Raw genomic sequence first — 16,728 nt, forward strand, 5'->3', positions numbered from 1 at the left:
ATAAAGCATCGGGGCATGTCTGGTCTTGCTTAGTTCTGCGGCGCAGGCGGCGGCGGGGGAGCCATGCGACCCTTACCGCGTTCGCCGCGACCCGGCATCGCAGCCTTCATTTCCTCAGCCGTGACAACGCCATCCTTGTTGGCGTCCGCACGGTCGAACATGGCCATCGGGCGTGCCATGAATTCGGCGCGGGTCACAGTGCCATCCTTGTCGGCATCCTTACCCCACATGCCGCCCATCTTGCCGCGGTGGTGCATCCGGCCCATGCGCTGGCCATCGGGTCCGCCCTTGCCAGCGCGCCATTCGGCCATCTTTTCCTGGCGAGCATCGTGCTGCGCCTGAAATTCGGCCTTGCTGATCTGGCCGTTGCCGTCAGTGTCCATCTTGGCAAAGCGATCGTCGAAACGCTTCTGGCGAAGCGTGTCGCGTTCTTCCTTGGTGATCTTGCCGTCGCCGTTCAGGTCCATCTTGGCAAAGGCAGCTTCGCTTGCGGCAGTGACTTCGGCCTTGGTGAGCTTACCATCCTTGTTGGCGTCGGCCATCATCGGGCCGCGCATGCCCATTTTCGGACCGGGGCCGTTAGGCTGTGCAACGGCAACGCCGCCCGTGACGAGCATGCTGCCAAGCGCGACGGAGATCAGTAACTTTTTCATGAGGGTGTCCTTTACTTCACTAACTGTGATGCCCTTATCGGGGCCACTTGTCCCACAGATGTGTCAGCGCGCCCCCTCAATTGTCGCAATGTGTCGCAGCGCCTTTTCGCCATCATCACAGCAAAAGGGGCGGGAACCGCATGGTCCCCGCCCCTTTCGTCAGGCAAGTTTCAGAGAAAATCGCGGATCAGAACGCAGCGGTGACCGAGAAGAGGATCGTCGCATCGGCGATCGAACCCGTGCCGTCCTGGCCCTTGCTGAAGCTGGGCTGCAGATAAGCCGACTCGCCCTTCGAGATATCGGTATCGACATAGGCGACGCCGAGCGTGACCGGGCCGAGCGCATAATCGGCACCGACCATCCAGTCCCAATATTCGCCGGTCGGCGCAACCGAAGTCGCGAACGGGCCAAGGCCGCTGTTACCGTTCGAATAGCCGATATGGCCCTTCACGGTCAGGCCGGTGTTGGGAACGCCGGCCGACGCATCGCCCCACAGATAGAGGTTGTCGTTCTTGTCGCCGGGAACGTCATACACACCCGCAGCAGCGGAAGTGCCGTTCAGATACCAGTTGCCCAATGCTTCCTGCTTGGGCGCATAAGCGACGCCTGCCAGCAGGTTCAGCGGGCCGGCGGTGCCGGAAAGCTTTACATAAGGTTCGATGAAGTCGGTGTTATCGAAGCCGCCCGGATACATGTACCAGGTGGCACCGATGTCCAGCGCGCCGCCCGCCAGTGGCATTTTGTAACCGGCGACCAGATCCAGCTCCATGTTGGAACCGCCGAACGTGCCCCAGCCGGAAAGATTGGAACCCCAGGTCGCTACGTACAGGCCGCTTTCGTGCGACACGGTAAATCCGCCCTGAATTGCCAGCTTTTCGTCGCTCTGTGAAACGCCCCGGAAACGATAGTCGGAAACGATACCGACACTGCCGGAAACCGTTATCGGACTCGTCGGCTCTTCCTGAGCCATGGCGGGCGAGGCCGCGAGTACACTGAAAGCCGCGCAAGCAAGAATATAGCGCATGAACATCCCCTTTTTGAAAAAGACATGTTCCGACCTGCGTCCTTGTCGTCCGTACATCTCACACGGTGTTCGCGGTGTACGGATCGATCCGGATGCCCAATCTGTATCTCTCTGCTGTCGGAGAACAAAACGACAATTGTGCAAAGCAGCAATTTTGCGAAAATCAGTGCTTAACAAGCAACAGTTCATGTCTGTTTAGTTTACAGATTGTTTCTGATTATTTCTAAAGCCATAAATGTGCTTTTTTATGGGATGATATTTCCCAATATTACCTTAGTGCCGCCCTGCATTACGCGATTGCGCAATACCCCCGTCGCCGCGAGGCAGGGAAATAGTAACGCACAGACCGCCGGAGTCCCGATTGGCAAGATGGATAGTGCCATCCTCCATCTCCACCGCGCGCACGGCTATCGCGAGCCCGAGGCCCAGCCCCTGCGTATCGCGACCGCGCGCATCGTCCAGCCGGACGAACGGTCGCAGCACATCCTCCAGCCGCTCGGCGTCGATGCCGGGTCCGTCATCTTCGACCTGTATGGTGACATGGTCCTGATCCGCGTTCACCGTCACCTGCACCATGTCGCCATATTTGGCAGCATTCTCGACCACGTTGCGCAGCGCGCGCTTGAAGCCCAGCGGGCGCAGATGATGCGTCAGATGATCGGGACCGGCATAGCTTGCATCCCGTCCCTGATCGACGATGTCGTCGACCAGCGTCGCCGCCATCACCGCCAGATCGACAGCCTGCGGATTCTCAGGATCATCGTCGCCGCCCAGATAGGCCAGCAGCGAGGAGACCATCCCCGCCATTTCCCGCACATCGGCCCCGATGGATTCGCGCAGTTGATCGTCGCCAATCCCTTCCGCCCGCAATTGAAGGCGGGCAAGCGGTGTCCGCAGATCATGGCCCACCGCGGCCAAAGCCTCGACCCGGTCCGCAATCAGCGAGTGAATTCGCCCCTGCATTTCATTGAACGCGCGGATAAGGTCGCGCACTTCGCTGATGCCGGTTTCGGCGATCTGCTCCTGCTCGCCATGGCCGATGCGTGCGGCCGCGACGGCCAGCCTACGCACGGGCTGCAATGTCGTGCGGATCATCAGACCGGCGATCAGGCTGAGGCCGATGGCCACCACGATCATCATCGCGATCCAGGCGATCCGGAACTTGCCTTCATCCACCAGTTGCGGCGCGTTGAAGGTGAGCCAAGTGCCGTCATCGAGAGCGAGGCTGCCGACGACCACCGTTCTGCGTCCCGGTTCCCGAAGATAGAGGCGCAGCATATGATGGTCCAACACCGGCTCCCGCGCCACGATCTGATCGCGCATTTCGAAGAGATCGGCGGACATCGGTGGCGGCGGCGGCAAGGTCCGGTGCCAGGTCACAGTGAAGTTGGCGCTCGACAAGCGGCTGGCCATCGCCGGACGCTCCGAAGGGTCGCGCTGGATCATCACGCGGCTGGCGGCGGCGATATGCTCCGCCATGCGATTGGCTTCGTCTTCGCGCACGCGCAGGCTGCTGGCCCGATCGTATAATATGGTCCCGGCGCAAAATTCGATGAGGATCGTCAGCAGGACGATGATGAGAACCCGTCCGATCAACCCCAGCGAAGGATGCAGCAGGTTCCTCAAACGCGCTCGACTTCTGCGCTGAACATATAGCCGACGCCGCGCACGGTCACGATGGGCGTCTTTCCGCCTTCGCTGGACAGTTTCCGGCGCAGGCGGCTGATCAGCACATCGACGCTACGGTCCGAAGAATCGCCCAGCCGCGCGCGCGACAGTTCGATCAGCCGTTCGCGGGCAACCACCCGTTGCGGATTGTCGATGAACGCGGCCAGCAAGTCGAACTCCGCCCCCGTCAGATCGACGACGGCGCCATCGGGAGAGGTAACTTCGCGGCGGGGGAAGTTCACGGTCCAGCCGTCGAAGCGCGCTTCACGACGCCCTGCCCCTTCATGCTGGCGGTCCATCCGGCCACGACGCAGCACGGCGCGGATGCGCGCGATAAGCTCGCGCGTGTCGAATGGCTTGGCCAGATAATCGTCCGCGCCCAACTCCAGCCCGATGACCCGGTCGACTTCGGTGCCCTTGGCACTCACGAAGATCAGCGGCACATCGCTTTGCTGGCGAATCTGGCGACACAGGTCGAGACCGTGCGTGCCCGGCAGCATGATGTCGAGGATGATGACGTCCACCGGCGATTCCGCCATGATGTTCCACATTTCCGGCGCCGAGCCTGCCGGGCGGACGTTGAATCCGTTCTGCTGCAACGCGCGCATGACCAATGTGCGCAGCGCCGGATCGTCTTCCACGATGAGAACATTGGGCGCGGTCATCGCGTAGGGCGTTCGTTGAGCATCATAAGACTTGGTTTCGGCCGGAGGTATATCGCGTACAAAATTACCCATGCTCTATGCCAATCCTTCATCTGGCGAAACACTGCTACACACCACATTATTGCAAATGTGGAATGCCCTGCAGGATCATCGCGTGCGGAACGCATCATGAGTTAATGACCGAGCATGTCCGAGACATTGTGGTAATGTAACAAAACATTGCTGGAACCGTTCCGTAGAACGAAATTTCTTTTACCTCCGCTTTGTCGGGTTGCCATCAGGGCAATTGCGCCTTGGCGAAGCCTTCCCAGCACGCGTCGTAGTCAGGCTGGAGCAAGGGGCTTTCCATTGCCTGCCGTGTCGGCTGGATAGGCAAGCAACTTTCGAACATGAAGGCCATGGTATCGGCGATATAGTGCGGCGCGAGCGGCGCATCGGTCGCGGCGCGCGTGGATGCCACATCGGGACCGTGCGCGTTCATGCAATTGTGCAGCGACGCCCCGCCAGGGGCAAAGCCCCCGGCCTTCGCATCATAAGCGCCGTGGATCAGCCCCATGAATTCGCTCATGATGTTGCGGTGGAACCACGGGGGACGGAAGGTATCTTCGGCCACCATCCAGCGCGGCGGGAATATCACGAAATCGCAATTGGCCGTGCCAGCTCGATCCGTGGGCGAGGTAAGCACCGTGAAGATGCTGGGATCGGGATGATCGAAGCTGACGGTGCCAATCGTGTTGAACCGCGCCAGATCGTACAGGCACGGCGCAAGATTGCCGTGCCAGGCAACGACGTCCAGCGGGCTGTGGCCAAGCGTCGCCGTCCACAAGGCTCCAGCGAACTTCTGCACGACCTCCGTCGGGCGCTCGACATCTTCGAAAGCGGCGACGGGCGTCAGGAAATCGCGGGCATTGGCAAGGCCGTTCGATCCGATCGGTCCCAGATCGGGCAGCCGGAAAGGCGCGCCGTAATTTTCGCACACATAGCCGCGCGCCTGACCGTCAGGCAGCTCCACCCGAAAGCGCATGCCGCGCGGGATCAGCACGATATGATTGGGCTCCGCATGAATGCGCCCGCACTCGGTGAATATATCGAGAGCGCCCATCTGCGGCACGATCAGCAATTCGCCGTCCGCGCAGAAGAACAGCCGATCGACCATCGATCGGTTGGCGACATAGCCATGAATGCCGATGCCCGTCTGCCCTGTGGCGTCGCCATTGACCGCATAAGTAAACAGTCCGTCGACCCAATCGACGGGGCGGTCGCCCAGAGCCAGCGGATCCCAGCGGAGACGGTTTGGACTGAACGGTCCGTTGTCCGACAAAGGCGCGGAAAGAAGCGCGGGATTTCCGCGATACGGCTGAAAGGCCGGGTGCTGCGCGCTCGGGCGCAGACGATAGAGCCAACTGCGCCGGTTCTCTGACCGTGGCGCAGTGAAGGCCGTTCCCGACATCTGCTCTGCATATAATCCGAAGGGCGGTTTTTGAGGACTATTGCGCCCCATCGGCAAGGCCCCCGGCACGCCTTCGCTTTCGAAGCTGTTGCCGAACCCTGACATCATCGCAAAATCGGTAGGCATGGACGGTATCCTCTCTCGTCCATGTGGTATCATATGTTACTATATAGTCAATGCCGGGCGGTCAGCCATGCAGGCCCTTCATGACCATGGTGTAGCTGACGAACAGCAAATAGACGCCGAAGCTGATCCTGAGCGCGCGCGGATTGAGCCTGTGCGCCACCGCGACGCCATAAGGCGCGGTAATTACCGATGTCGATGTGATCGCCACCGCCGCCGGGACGTTGACATATCCCAGCGATCCGAACGGCAGGCCGGGCTGACCCAGGCCTATGATTGCAAAGCCGATCATGCCGGGCACTGCGATCAGCGTGCCGACGCCTGCAGCGGTCGCAATGGCGCGATGGATGGGCCTGCCGCACAGGGTCATCACGATGATGACGATCACGCCGCCACCGATACCCAATAATGAAGAGAATGCGCCGAGGCCGCTGGCAATACCGGCGCGCACATACCCATCGGGCAGTTCACTCCAGTAGACCTTTCCCGAAAAGACCGGGAGCAGGAAATTGAGCGCCATCAGGAACACGCCGCCGCCGAAGATCAGCGCCAATCCCTGATTGCCGATATGATTGGCCAGCAGCACCCCGCCGCCCACACCCAGCACCATCCATGGCGCCCAGCTTCGCAGCAACTCGAAATCGACTGCGCCGCGCCGCGCATGGGCCTGCACCGATCGGATCGACGTGACGACGATGGTGGCAAGCGATGTGCCGATGGCCACATGCGCAAGCTGCGCAGGATCGCCCCCCAGCAACGGCAGGACGAGGAAAAGGACCGGGACGACGACGAACCCGCCCCCGATGCCGAACATGCCCGCGGCAAATCCGGCGACCAGCCCTGCGCCCAGCATCGCCACGACCGGCACCAGCCACTGCGAAAGATCGGCCAGCGCCATCAGTATCGCGCCCGTTCGGTTCGGCGTGGATGGCAACTGGCCGGTCGCCCCGCATCGTCCATGAAAATAAGCATCCTATCGATTGGTCAATCGCATGGATCGACGGTCGTATCGCTGGGGGAGACGCCCCGCCATCATCAAACGAGCGGGAGCGGCATATCCACCAGCGCGACACCGCAAGTTTGCTTGAAAACACGCGCCACAAAGCCCATTATACAGGCGCTCCTATCTTTTCAGGAGCGATGAAGAGAGGATTGGTCAAAGACCGACCTCGCCAGGAGGATGCCCATGTCTAACCCCCGTATATTCGGGCGCGCCATCGCTGCGCTCGCAATTCCCGCCAGTTTAGCGATTGCCGCGCCTGCCATGGCGGGCTCCGACATTGTCGTTTCTTATTCCGACAATGGCGCAGCAGTGACGCAGGCCAAGCCCGTCGACATATCCGACCTGCGCCTGTCTTCCGCCCAGGGCCGATACCTCGCCAAGCACCGTATCATGGCCGCCGTCAAAACGGTGTGCAGCCAGGACAAGGCCGTCGGTGTCTCCGGACAGAGCGACTATCAGCGCTGCGTCAATGCTGCGCAGTCCAAAGCCATGGCCGATGCCGGCCTGACCCGCACGCGCATCGCGTCACGCTGAAGAGCGCGAGTCTTACCCGTCCGATAAAAAGAAACCCGGCGACATCCCATGTTCGCCGGGTTTCTTGCATGCCGTCATTGCTGTGAGGCCGGATCAGATGCCGCCCTGCGTTACCGGACGGCCCTGTTCATCCAAAGCGTCGGTCAACTGCGCGATGCAGGCATCCAGCGCATCCTGATCCGTCGACCGCACGACGAAATTGGCCCCTACCCTGCCTTCGCGGAAAAACGGATAGCTGCCGATCTGGCAGCCATCATGCGCCTTTTCCGTGGCGCGCAGCAGGTCCGCCACTTCGCTTTCGGCGACCCAGCAACCGATCTGGCGCGATAGCAGCGGCAGTCCGCCTTCCAGCGTGCCGGTCAGGCTTTCCAGCATACCGGCGGTGATGTGCGGCACCCCCGCCATGATGAAGATATTGCCATGGCGGATACCCGGCGCGCCCGACATGCGGTTTTCGATCAGTTCCGCGCCATCGGGCACGCGCGCCATGCGCAGCCGCGCGTCGGTCAGCCCGCCGCGTTCCTCATAATAGTCCTGTAGCACGGCGCGCGCGCGCGGATGCACGACCACCCCGACACCCAGCGCCACGGCAATCGCATCGACCGTGATGTCGTCATGCGTGGGGCCGATGCCCCCGGTGGTGAACAGATAATCGTTGCGGGCGCGCAGGATGTTGACTGCCTCCACAATGGCGTCCTCATCGTCCGCGACGACGCGCACTTCCTTCAGGCGGATGCCCTGCACGTTCAGCCAAGCGGCGATCTGCGCAATGTTTTTGTCCTGCGTACGCCCGGAAAGAATTTCATCGCCAATGATGGCGAGAGCGGCTGTCCAGATGCGTGTCGGGCTGTTCATGTCCTCGCCCATAGCGCGATGGGCCGGTTCGGCAAAGCACCCTCTCGCAAAAGGCAACGCTTCGCCCTATAAAGTGACGATGACCGAATATATGACGATGACCGCCGACGCGCCCGTGTCCCGCTCCACCGCGATCAAGCTGTACGATGAGGCGGGGTTTGCGGGCATGCGCAAGGCCGGACGGCTGGCCGCAGAGATCCTTGACGCGCTGGTGCCGCATGTGGTGCCGGGCGTCACGACCGGCGAGATCGACGACATCGTGCGGCGCATGACGCTGGACGGCGGCGGCGTGCCCGCGACTTTGGGCTATCGCGGCTATACGCATAGCTGCTGCACGTCGATCAACAACGTCATCTGCCACGGCATCCCCGGCGAAACGAAGCTGAAGGACGGCGACATCGTCAACATCGACGTCACCCCGATCATCGACGGCTGGCACGGCGACACCAGCCGCATGTACATAGCGGGCGACGCGCCGATCAAGGCGAAGCGGCTGGTCGAAGTCACCTACGAATGTCTGATGCTGGGCATCGAGCACGCCAAGCCCGGTAACAGGCTGGGCGATATCGGCCACGCGATTCAGCGCCATGCCGAAAAGCACCGCTTCGGCGTGGTCCGCGATTTTTGCGGCCACGGCCTTGGCCGCGTGTTTCACGACAGCCCCGAAGTCGTCCATCTGGGCCGCCCCGGCACCGGCCCGGAGCTGCGCCCCGGCATGTTCTTCACCATCGAGCCGATGATCAACATCGGCAAGGGCGACATAAAGATGCTGAACGACGGCTGGACCGCCGTAACCCGCGACCGCACCCTGTCCGCACAGTTCGAACATTCGATCGGGATAACAGAGACAGGCTGCGAAATATTCACGCAAAGCCCGAAGGGGCTGAACGCGCCGCCCTATTTGGGGTGATGGGTTTTGGTGGAATGGCGGTTTTTTAAAGTCCCTCTGGCGCTATGGCAGTATCAGGACTGCGAGGTAATCCGATCTGCTTATCTATCAATCGAGCGTAGGGTATGTGGTTGTCGATCGAACCCGAGAATACGGGCCAAGGCAGATTTAACGTGTGTAACGCGGCCCAACTTCCTCTGCTTCCGCTAAGAAGCAATCTAACCCTTTCCTTTCGCCGGAAAAAGATTTCGCACCCACCTCCTGGGATTCTCAGAGAGAAAGCCGTAAATTTTGGACCCTTCAAAATTTTAGTTACCTTAAGAAGAGCAGGAATTTCTCTCTTGTTCTTATAGTCCCAGCCACTGATCCTCACAATTTCTCCGTCCACGATTGCATCGGCCTGAGCAATGTGCTGCCTCGCTTGGACTGCAAGAGAGGGGGACTTGTAATCTGGCGTAGGCAGCGAGCACGCGACGCCCGCGCTGGCGTTCATTGCCAAGCCTAGTGAGAAAATAGACATTTGTGAATTTCTGAAGGCCATCATGGCACAGTACTATACCCGGCGCGATTGCCAAGTCTCGACGCGCACGTGCAAAAAGGACAGCTTCCACCCCGGAACCACCATCCCAAACCCTACCGATGTAGGAAAATAACTTCCCAAATCCAACAAGCGACCGCACCCACCTATCGCATATGCGCGACCTTAGAGAAGTTAGAGCCACGCCGCGGCTTTCACGCCCCCGCAAACGCTTGCCCAATAATTAGGCACCACCATCGCAAATTGCCCGAAAACCGGGCGCGATGGACAAATCATGCTGCATCGCAGAAGCTATTCTGGCGATTCGGTAATTGGCACGGTAATTGTTTGTTTACGGATGCGACATGCGCGCAGGGGGCGTGCATAACGGGTTCGTGAACACGGTGGCGGGGCATTTACGCATCGCTGCATGCATGTTGCCAAAAAGGGGCTGGGACAAAAGCTGATGAAGAAAATCGAAGCCATCATCAAACCGTTCAAGCTGGACGAGGTGAAAGAGGCACTGCACGAAGTCGGCGTGTCCGGCATTACCGTGACCGAAGCCAAGGGTTTTGGGCGGCAGAAGGGCCATACTGAGCTGTATCGCGGCGCGGAATATGTCGTCGACTTCCTGCCCAAGGTGAAGCTGGAAGTGGTGGTCGAGGACGGCCTGGCGCAGCGCGTGGTGGAAGCGATTGCTGCAGCCGCGCAGACCGGCCGCATCGGTGACGGCAAGATCTTTGTCTATGCCGTAGAATCCGCGTTGCGCATCCGCACGGGAGAGCGGGACGACGACGCAATCTGACCCAAGGCATCATCTCAATCGGGCCGCGGCCCGACGCGAAAACACTTTTACTTTTATGACTAACGCCCGCGGGGGCACCATATGGAAGGGTAAGCAACGATGGCGAATAAGCCAAAAGACATCCTGAAAATGATCGAAGAAAAGGAAATCGAATGGGTCGATGTCCGCTTCACCGATCCCAAGGGCATCTGGCACCACCTGACCATGTGCGCAGGCGTGATCGGCGAAGATGAACTGACCGACGGCCTGATGTTCGACGGTTCGTCGATCGAAGGCTGGAAGGCGATCAACGAATCCGACATGATCCTGAAGCCCGATCTGGACGCCGTCTATATCGATCCGTTCAGCGCGACGCCGATGATGATCCTGGTGTGCGACATCGTCGAGCCTTCGGACGGTTCGCTCTATGCCCGCGACCCGCGCTCGACCGCCAAGCGCGCCGAAGCCTTCCTGCAGTCCACCGGCCTGGGCGACACCGTCTACATCGGCCCGGAACCCGAATTCTTCATGTTCGACGATGTGAAGTTCGATAACACCTACAACTCGTCTTACTACAAGCTGGACGATGTCGAATTGCCGACCAACACCGGCACGACCTACGAAAGCGGCAACATGGGTCACCGCCCGCGTGCCAAGGGCGGCTACTTCCCCGTCGGCCCGGTCGACACCACCACCGACATCCGCGCCGAAATGGTGACGACGCTGCTCGAAATGGGCCTGCCCATGGACAAGCATCACCATGAAGTCGCGGGCAGCCAGCATGAGCTGGGCCTGACCTTCGGCAAGCTCGTCGAAACCTGCGACCGTATCCAGATCTATAAGTATGTCGTGAAGATGGTGGCTCATGCCTATGGCAAGACCGCGACCTTCATGCCGAAGCCGATCAAGGCGGACAACGGTTCGGGTATGCACACGCATATCTCGATCTGGAACAAGGGCAAGAACACCTTCGCGGGCGACGGCTATGCCGGTCTGTCCGAAACCTGCCTGTTCTTCATCGGCGGCGTCATCAAGCATGCCAAGGCACTGAACGCCTTCACCAACCCGACCACCAACAGCTACAAGCGTCTGGTGCCGGGTTACGAAGCGCCTGTGTTGCTCGCTTATTCCGCGCGCAACCGTTCGGCATCGTGCCGCATTCCTTATGGCGCAGGCACCAAGGCGAAGCGCGTCGAATTCCGCTTCCCCGATCCGCTGGCGAACTCCTACCTGTCGACCGCAGCTTTGCTGATGGCCGGCATCGACGGCATCCAGAACAAGATCCACCCGGGCGACCCGATGGACAAGAACCTGTACGACCTGCCGCCCGAAGAACTCTCGCTCGTCCCCACCGTGTGCGGATCGCTGCGCGAAGCCCTCGACAGCCTGGAAGCCGATCACGACTTCCTGCTGAAAGGCGGCGTGTTCACCAAGGATCAGATCGACGCCTATGCCGAACTGAAGTGGGAAGAAGTCGCGCGTTGGGAAATGTCCCCGTCGCCGGTCGAATTCGACATGTACTACAGCGGTTAAACTGCCCGCTGACGAATGCTACAGGGGGCTGTTTCCTTTCCAGCCCCCTGCCAATGGAGACCCGGTTGTGCGAGGCAACCGGGTCTTTTTCATATCGAGCGATACGCGGGACATGGAGATCGACTGGGCTGTGACAAATACCCCTGGTCGCCGCTACCTAAAGGTCAGATATTCCACATAGTTTCCCACAAATCTTTCGCACGGAGATGCCGGATGTGGTTAATGGCATGAATTGATCCGAAATGGAGAAGTTGATGAGCGATGTCACCATCTCCGGCAGCGTCACGACGCGCCAGACTGTACGCTCCGGCGATACCCTGACCATCGATGCCAATGGCTTTCTCCATACGCCGGAAACTGCCGTTGAATGGGATTTGAGCGGCACATCCGGTCTGGTCCGATTATATGTCGAAGGGGCTGTTCGCGCCAGCAGCGGCGTGGCGATCGACACGGCTGGGACGGCCGACACGAGCCAAAACCTCCTGATCGACACGCAGGCGGGTTCTTCCATCCGCGCGCAAGACGATGTCCTGCGTATAGGGTCGCCATTGAACGGCGGGTCGATCGCAGTCGACAATCGAGGGTTGCTAAAATCCTATGGGGGATCGGTGATCGACGCTGTCGTTTCAGGGACGCCGTCGGGTTCTGGCCTCAGCCCTTTCTACCTCCTAAATTATGCCAGCGGCACGATACAGAGCGACTCCGGCATCGCTATTCGCCTATCCAGCGCCCCGTCGATCCCGCAATTCGATGGCTATATGTATATCAATAATCTCGGCACGATCCTGAGTAACGGGAAAGGCGCCAATGCCGGGAGTGCAATTGATACCGCCGATTTAGGCGCGTCATTTCCGCAGCAACTCCGCATTATAAACGGCAACGCCGGGTCGATCATCGCGGTAGACGCCGACGCGATCCACCCCGGAGACTATACCGAAATCACGAACCTGGGCGGTCTCATTCGTGCGGGCGGCAGTCTGGGCAATGACGGTATCGACATAGGCAGCGCAATTGGGGTCAGTATTCGGAACGACGCAGGCGGCGAAATTCGCGGTGTCAGCAGCGGCATCTCCGGCAACAATGCCGCCACTATCGAAAATTCCGGCCAAATCCTTGGGCGTCTGGGCGCGGGCATAGACCTGGATACGGCACCCACCGCGATCACCACCATCGTCAATCACGCGACGGGCGTGATCCGTAGCTACGGCGAAGGTGAGAGCATACATGTTTCCGGGCTCATCGCCCTCACCAATGACGGTGTCCTGCGCAAAGCACCCTCGTCGGCGACCGTCCTGTCCATCGGCGGCGGGACGATAGAAAATGCAGGTTCGATAACGGGGTATAACAAGACCATATTGGTCAGTGACGGCCATGGCGGCGCGGGCCATGGCGCCCTAACGCTGCATAATAGCGGCACAATAACGATCGACACGTCGCTGATCTATGCGGGATCGGCGATCGATATCATCGGAAATTTCAACGACACTATCGTCAATATCGGGACGATCTTCGGCGACATTCGTTTGGGCGGCGGAAATGACAATGTCGTCAGCGGTGCGGGGCAGTTGACCGGCACCGTCCATGGCGAGGACGGCGACGATATCATCGATGTGGGCTTAACCGGCGCACGTGTATGGGGCGGCGACGGTAACGACACCCTTACCGGCAGAGGATCGCTATATGGCGATGGCGGTAACGACCATATCGTCGGCCTTGTGGGAGGCTCCGGGTACGGAAAGAGTATTTTCGGCGGCGACGGCAACGACATCATAGAAACCCCCGGCGATCACAGGATCGATGGCGGCAGCGGTTACGATACGGTCATTTTGCACGCAGAGAATCGGGCGTCGGGTGTGAATTTTCAGCGCGGAACGGGGAGCTATATTGGCGACGTCCGCAATGTCGAAGCGCTCAACATCATCGGAACCCAATTTGACGACATCATACTGATCGACAAGGGCGGCACGATGGACAACAAAATCTACGGGGGAGATGGCAACGACAGCCTTTCCGCCGGGGGTGGGATCAACCTGTTGAACGGTGGGGCAGGCGACGATCACTATCTGGTCGAAAGCACGACCACGAAAATAGTCGATGAGAGCGGCGATGACTTCGTTGCTACCAAGGTAGACTATAGGATCGATGTTGGAATTGAGACGGTATCGGCGACATTGCCCGACCTGACCATCACCGGTAACTGGCAGAGCAACCGCATCTGGGGCAGCGATGGGTCCGACACGCTTTACGGCATGGCCGGGTACGACTTGATCGGCGGCAATGCAGGCGACGACACCATCGATGGCGGTGCGGGCACTGATACGCTCTATGGCAATGACGGCAACGACACGCTGATCGGCGACGGCGGCCGGGATTATCTTAGTGGAGGCGCGGGTAATGACCGCTTGATCGGCGGCGTTGAGTTCGACCATCTCATCGGCGGCGAAGGCTCCGACGTTTTTGAGTTTGGTGCGGTGACGGACAGCAGCGCGAGTGAAGCCGACCTCATTCTGGATTTCAGTCAGACCCAAGGCGACGTAATCGATATCGGCCGGATCGATGCGGCTGCAACGAGTGCGACTGATGACGCATTCCTATGGTTAGGCACAGGAGCGTTCACCGGACGGGAAGGCGAACTGCGATATGAAGCGGTTGGAGGCAATGCCAGGGTGGAAGGCGATGTCGACGGGGATGGAAACGCCGATTTCGCCATTCTATTGCGCGGCATCGACATGCTGAGCGGGGGTGAGTTTTTGCTTTAGCCCGTATTGCCTCAACGGCCTCCCTCGCCGTCGCCCCTGCGCTTCCTCCCATCAGGGCGCGTATTGGCAGCCTCACATCCTCCCGGACGTCGAACATAGCCCGTTCGGTGCGGGCGCGGTGGGCGGGTAGCGCGACGAACAGAATTTGCAAACCAAACCACCATTTTATTTATTTTAACGGGCGTACAATGCTCCCGCAAAATGCAACTATTTGCTAACCGCGATTGCACTAAAGCGGACTATGCTTCGTCGGATCGCCCCTGCTTTTTCAAGCTTTTCCAAAGCAAATCGTGCTGAGCAGACTTTGCCTGTTTCGCGCGCGGACCGGCTCGTGTCCGTATATGAGGAACAATCGGCAGGCTGGTTCTGGGAAACGGACGCAGCCGGGCAGATCACCTATTTGTCCCCGCAGATTTGCGCCATATTGGTCGCGCACGGTCTCGATCCCATCGGTGCAAAGTTCGTCGCCATATTTCATCCCGACGCCAGTGCGCAGGATGTGCAGCGTAGCCTGAGTTACAATCTGACGACCAAGACGGCGTTTACCGGTTTCCCCATTCGTATCGTATCCGATACGACGAATTTTCTATGGGCGATCTCGGGACGCCCTTATTTCGATGCAGCCGGAGTCTATCGGGGCTTTATGGGGTCGGCCGCCGACCTGATGGACAAGCGCAACTCGCAAACGGAAATTCGCCGCCTCGCCTACTCGGACGGCCTGACTGGGCTAGCCAATCGCGCCATGCTCAATTCCTGGCTCGAACAGTCTTTGCTGAGCCGTTCGAGCGGATTCAATCCGACCGCGTTGATGTTGATGGACCTCGACAAGTTCAAATACGTCAATGATACGCTGGGGCATCAGACAGGCGATGCGCTGCTGCAACAGGTGGCCGGTCGCCTGCAGCGACTGACTTCGGACACCGCTTTGCTCGGCAGGCTTGGCGGTGACGAGTTTCAGATCATCGTTCCGCAGGATTCCTCGCGCGCCGAGGCATCGGGGCTGGCGCGGTCCATCATCGCTTCACTGTCGCAACCCTATGATATCGACGGCATGGCGATCCAGATCGGGTGCTCGATAGGAATCGCGATCGCGCCGGAGCATGGCGGTACGCCCGACGAGTTGGTCCGCAACGCCGATCTTGCCCTATATGCGGCGAAGGATGCCGGCCGGGGCGTACATCGCGTCTTCACCGACAATCTCCTGATCGCCGCGCAAAGCCGTCGACAGATGGAAGACGACCTCCGAGATGCACTCGCAAAGGGCGAGATGCACCTCGCCTACCAGCCGATCGTGTCCACCCAATCCACGAAAATTGTCGGTTACGAAGCGCTGTTGCGATGGAAGCACAGCAAGTTTGGATTGATCGGCCCGGATCAGTTTATTCCCGTGGCGGAAGAATGCGGTCTGATCGAAGCGTTAGGCGAGTGGGTTTTGCGCACTGCGGCCAACGATGCAGCGCATTGGCCGGACACCGTCCGCGTCGCCGTGAATGTTTCGCCCATTCAATTTTCCAACCCACAATTTCCCAAGATCGTAGCGAGCGCGCTGGCCACGTCGCGCATCCTGCCGGATCGGCTGGAGCTGGAGATAACGGAAGGCGTTTTTCTCAATACCGATACGCATTCGAGCCAGATGTTCAAAGCCCTAAAGAACATCGGCGTGCGCCTGGCCCTCGACGATTTCGGCACGGGCTATTCGTCCTTGGGCTATCTGCAAAATGCGCCGTTCGACAAGATCAAGATCGACAAGAGCTTCGTGCGCGGCGCAATGTCCTCCGATAGCAAGAACGCGCTGATTATCGCGGCAATCGTTTCACTGGCCGATGCTCTGGGGATGGAAACGACGGCGGAGGGCGTAGAGGCACAAGACGAAATCACGCTCATCCGCAAGCTGGGTTGCAGCCATATTCAAGGCTTCGTCTATGGTCGGCCCATGCCGCTGGAGTCCGTGATGACCAGCATGGGCGACCCATCGCTGGTGCAACCGATCGGTTACAGCATCAGCCGCGATCCTCGCGTGAAAGTGTTCCGGTCGGCCAAGCTTCTCCATTCCGCCCGCGAAACAGAAATTCAAATACGCAACATCTCCAAGCATGGCCTGATGATCGAAGGAGCGACACTCCATCCCGATGACATCGGCAAAGAGGTTTTTGTCGAACTTCTGGAAGGCCAGCGCTGGAGCGGGAATATTCGCTGGGCGCATAAGGGCAAGGCGGGCGTCTATTTCGAGATCAGCCTGCCCAATGTATTTCCCGAAAGCACACGGTGACG

At 59.6% G+C, this 16,728-nt stretch carries 13 protein-coding genes; 6 read left to right on the forward strand and 7 right to left on the reverse strand.

The genetic code is table 11. The annotated features are described in order from the left end of the window. Positions 1–29 precede the first annotated feature (29 nt). From QMG56_RS08245 to QMG56_RS08270, 6 genes are all read right to left on the reverse strand, one after another. Entirely contained in the window at positions 30–653 is a 624-nt protein-coding gene (locus tag QMG56_RS08245; protein ID WP_281822084.1) for an EF-hand domain-containing protein, read from the reverse strand. A gap of 187 nt (positions 654–840) precedes the next feature. Then, positions 841–1,683: a TorF family putative porin gene (locus tag QMG56_RS08250; protein ID WP_230186953.1), complete on the reverse strand. Its 843-nt coding sequence runs from the start codon at positions 1,681–1,683 to the stop codon at positions 841–843. A gap of 267 nt (positions 1,684–1,950) precedes the next feature. Next, positions 1,951–3,303 carry an ATP-binding protein gene (locus tag QMG56_RS08255; protein ID WP_281822086.1) on the reverse strand — a complete coding sequence of 451 codons (1,353 nt, stop codon included), beginning with the start codon at positions 3,301–3,303 and terminating at the stop codon, positions 1,951–1,953. Continuing rightward, entirely contained in the window at positions 3,300–4,010 is a 711-nt protein-coding gene (locus QMG56_RS08260) for a response regulator transcription factor (RefSeq protein WP_281822248.1), read from the reverse strand. The genes QMG56_RS08255 and QMG56_RS08260 overlap by 4 nt, the downstream gene beginning before the upstream one ends. A 277-nt stretch (positions 4,011–4,287) precedes the next feature. Beyond that, the gene (gene hmgA, locus QMG56_RS08265; RefSeq protein WP_281822087.1) at positions 4,288–5,586 is read right to left on the reverse strand and encodes a homogentisate 1,2-dioxygenase; all 1,299 of its coding nucleotides are present in this window, start codon (positions 5,584–5,586) and stop codon (positions 4,288–4,290) included. A gap of 61 nt (positions 5,587–5,647) precedes the next feature. Beyond that, positions 5,648–6,481: a sulfite exporter TauE/SafE family protein gene (locus QMG56_RS08270; protein WP_281822249.1), complete on the reverse strand. Its 834-nt coding sequence runs from the start codon at positions 6,479–6,481 to the stop codon at positions 5,648–5,650. Positions 6,482–6,769: 288 nt separating this feature from the next. Between QMG56_RS08270 and QMG56_RS08275 the strand changes: the two genes are divergently transcribed. Next, the gene (locus QMG56_RS08275; protein WP_281822088.1) at positions 6,770–7,120 is read left to right on the forward strand and encodes a UrcA family protein; all 351 of its coding nucleotides are present in this window, start codon (positions 6,770–6,772) and stop codon (positions 7,118–7,120) included. 93 nt (positions 7,121–7,213) lie between these two features. On the opposite strand, the gene QMG56_RS08280 is transcribed toward QMG56_RS08275, so the two are convergent. Next, positions 7,214–7,975 carry a molybdopterin-binding protein gene (locus QMG56_RS08280; RefSeq protein WP_230186949.1) on the reverse strand — a complete coding sequence of 254 codons (762 nt, stop codon included), beginning with the start codon at positions 7,973–7,975 and terminating at the stop codon, positions 7,214–7,216. A gap of 79 nt (positions 7,976–8,054) precedes the next feature. On the opposite strand from QMG56_RS08280, the gene map reads away from it, so the two are divergent. From map to QMG56_RS08305, 5 genes are all read left to right on the forward strand, one after another. Next, the gene (gene map / locus QMG56_RS08285) at positions 8,055–8,885 is read left to right on the forward strand and encodes a type I methionyl aminopeptidase (protein WP_230186948.1); all 831 of its coding nucleotides are present in this window, start codon (positions 8,055–8,057) and stop codon (positions 8,883–8,885) included. 962 nt (positions 8,886–9,847) lie between these two features. Then, positions 9,848–10,186: a P-II family nitrogen regulator gene (locus QMG56_RS08290; protein WP_230186946.1), complete on the forward strand. Its 339-nt coding sequence runs from the start codon at positions 9,848–9,850 to the stop codon at positions 10,184–10,186. A 99-nt stretch (positions 10,187–10,285) separates the two neighbouring features. Continuing rightward, a complete protein-coding gene (glnA, locus tag QMG56_RS08295) occupies positions 10,286–11,698 on the forward strand; it encodes a type I glutamate--ammonia ligase (RefSeq protein WP_230186945.1) in 1,413 nt (470 codons plus the stop codon). Between the two features lie 254 nt (positions 11,699–11,952). Further along, on the forward strand, positions 11,953–14,457 hold the full coding sequence (locus QMG56_RS08300) for a calcium-binding protein (protein ID WP_281822090.1): 2,505 nt from the start codon (positions 11,953–11,955) through the stop codon (positions 14,455–14,457). 241 nt (positions 14,458–14,698) lie between these two features. Continuing rightward, positions 14,699–16,726 carry a bifunctional diguanylate cyclase/phosphodiesterase gene (locus QMG56_RS08305; protein WP_281822091.1) on the forward strand — a complete coding sequence of 676 codons (2,028 nt, stop codon included), beginning with the start codon at positions 14,699–14,701 and terminating at the stop codon, positions 16,724–16,726. Positions 16,727–16,728 lie beyond the last annotated feature (2 nt).

It is taken from the genome of Sphingobium sp. BS19, assembly GCF_027925545.1.
Classification (GTDB): Bacteria; Pseudomonadota; Alphaproteobacteria; order Sphingomonadales; family Sphingomonadaceae; genus Sphingobium.